Genomic DNA, 2,367 nt, shown 5'->3' with positions numbered 1-2,367 from the left:
ATCTGAGCACCATCAGCCCGGCTTGGCTCAACGAGGGTCCGGGGACCGGAACTCTCATGGAATGGCCCGGCGGGGCCATGACCGGCAACGGCAACGAAGGGGTCGCGCACAAGATCAAGATCAGCCATGGCTCGATCGGCTACATCGAATACTATTTCGCGAGCCGTCTTGGACTTCCGATCGCCACCCTGCAGAACAAGGCCGGCAACTTCGTCAGACCGGACGCCGAGAGCGGGCGCCGCACCCTCGAGGCGGCGGCCGAGGTCCGCATGCCCGAGGACCTGCGGCTCTTCGTTCCCGATCCGGAGGCGCCGGATGCCTACCCCGTCGTCAGTCTGTCGTGGCTCTTGCTCTATGGAGCCTATCCGGAGCCCGAGAAGGCGGCGGCGCTGAAGGCCGCGGTGACTTGGGCCCTGAACACCGGACAACCGATCGCCGAGGAGTTGGGCTACATCCCGCTTCCGGCCAACATCGTCTCCGCAGCGTCACGCGCCCTGGAAACCATCCGATAGGCCGAACCGCAACGGCCGAGCCGCTCGATCCAGGGATGGATCCTTCGTCGGCCCGAGTCGCTTACCCCGCACCTCGGCCTTCTCCCGCAACCCTCGGTACCCGTGCCGACGCGGCCGAGCGCCATCCGTCCGACGATCGCGACATGGAACCCATGCGTTTAAACCTGCAGGCGATCGAGGCGTCTCTGCGCGCCGTACAGGCCGATTTCGATCGCATCAACCGGACCCTGAGCACACCCCGGGATCCGATGACCGACATGGTCCGCCGGAACATGATGGACGGCTACCGAATGGTCGACGACGCCTTGGCGAGCGGGCTCGACCCCTTCGAGGTCGGATACTCGCAATGGCTTCTGGAGCTCAACACCTGCGTGCTCTGCGGACAGGATGATGAAAGGCGCCGGGAGTTCTCCATGCACATCACCTCGACCGAGCAGCACTTCTACGCGCAGGAAGGCGCCGGCATCGGCGGCCTGATGGAGTGGCTTGCGCATCACCGGGACGACAACGTCTGGTTTCGCGCGGCCGGTGTCTACGTCTATATCCTCAGTCGGCCCCAGCTCTACATCGAAGGCAACCACCGCACCGGTTCCCTGATGATGAGCTACCTGCTGGCGCGCGAAGGCAAACCACCCTTCGTCCTGTCCGTTGCGAATGCGAAGGCCTATTTCGACCCCTCCACGCTGGTCAAGGACGCCCGCAAACACAGCCTCGGCATGCTGATCACGATGCCGAAGCTCAAAAAGCGTCTCGCACGCCTCCTGAAAGGCAACGGCGCGCCCGAGTATCTTGTCCCTGCCGCCTGACGATCCCGGCCGAAGGTCGCGCTCGGCCCCCGGGGACGACCGAAACCCGCACACGTCGCTCCGCCGATTCGGATCGAGGGAATCCCGCAGGTGAAGACACCCTCTTCGGATCAGACCTGATCGGTGCCAACGCGGCGGCTCCTATGTCGCGGCACGATCACACAACCGTAACAAGACTGCCCTATGTTTCCGGGATTCGGCCGTCAGCGTGCGGCCAACATCAAGCTCGCAGGTACTCGACCCATGACCACGACACCGACATCGCGACAGTTGGAAAGGCCAATCGCGCAGCTCGCCGCACTGCGCGAAGGCGCCGTCGAATTCGAACGCGCTTATGCCGCCGAGATCGAGAAGATCGAGCCCGGCCATCGCAACAGCGCACGCAACTTCCTTCACTATCTCAGCATTCGTCAGCACGACATCCGCAGTCTGCAACAAGACCTAGGTGCCCTGGGACTCTCTTCGCTCGGCGTGCTGGAGCCCCATGCCCTGGCGAGCCTCAACTCGGTGATGACCATCCTGGAACAGCTCAGCGGCAAGGATCTCGGTCCGGCGCCGGAGCCGCCGGTGGATTTCCGTTCCGGACCCTTGTTGCTTCGGGATCACACCCGTGCGCTTCTGGGTCCCGAGCCCCGCGACCGATTCGTTCGCATCATGGTCACCATGCCGAGCGAAGCCGCCTCGGATGCACAACTGGTGCAGGATCTTCTCATCGCCGGGATGGATGTCATGCGCATCAACTGCGCCCACGACGGTCCGGATGCCTGGCTCGCGATGGTGGAGAACTTGCGTCGTGCCGAACGATTGGTCGGGCGTAGCTGCCGCGTGCAGGCCGACTTGGCCGGTCCTAAGCTCCGCACGGGCGCCATTCGGGCGAGCGGGCGGGTGAAGCGATTGGCACCCGATCGCGATGTCTTCGGCTGCATCGCCAGGCCGGCTCGTATTTGGTTGACCCCGGCGTCTGCGGCCGAGCCGACCCCCGGCGATATTCCCTTTGCCCTCCGGATCGAGGGCGATCTGCTCGAGAGCCTTGCCGTCGGCGATCACAT

At 64.4% G+C, this 2,367-nt stretch carries 2 protein-coding genes and 1 pseudogene; all 3 read left to right on the top strand.

The genetic code is table 11. The features are described 5' to 3' along the window. A pseudogene (locus GPT33_RS18770) lies at positions 1–512 on the top strand (substrate-binding domain-containing protein); the annotation flags it as partial. Positions 513–547: 35 nt separating this feature from the next. Then, complete coding sequence (locus GPT33_RS18765; protein ID WP_296812178.1) at positions 548–1,318, top strand: hypothetical protein; 771 nt, start codon at positions 548–550, stop codon at positions 1,316–1,318. Between the two features lie 183 nt (positions 1,319–1,501). Beyond that, the coding region (locus GPT33_RS18760; protein ID WP_296812175.1) for a pyruvate kinase at positions 1,502–2,367 on the top strand (866 nt) is incomplete at its 3' end.

The organism is Thiocapsa sp. (assembly GCF_011390875.1).
Taxonomy (GTDB): domain Bacteria; phylum Pseudomonadota; class Gammaproteobacteria; order Chromatiales; family Chromatiaceae; genus Thiocapsa.
Note: the sequence above shows the minus strand (reverse complement) of the source record. Positions and strands in the feature narration are given on the sequence as shown.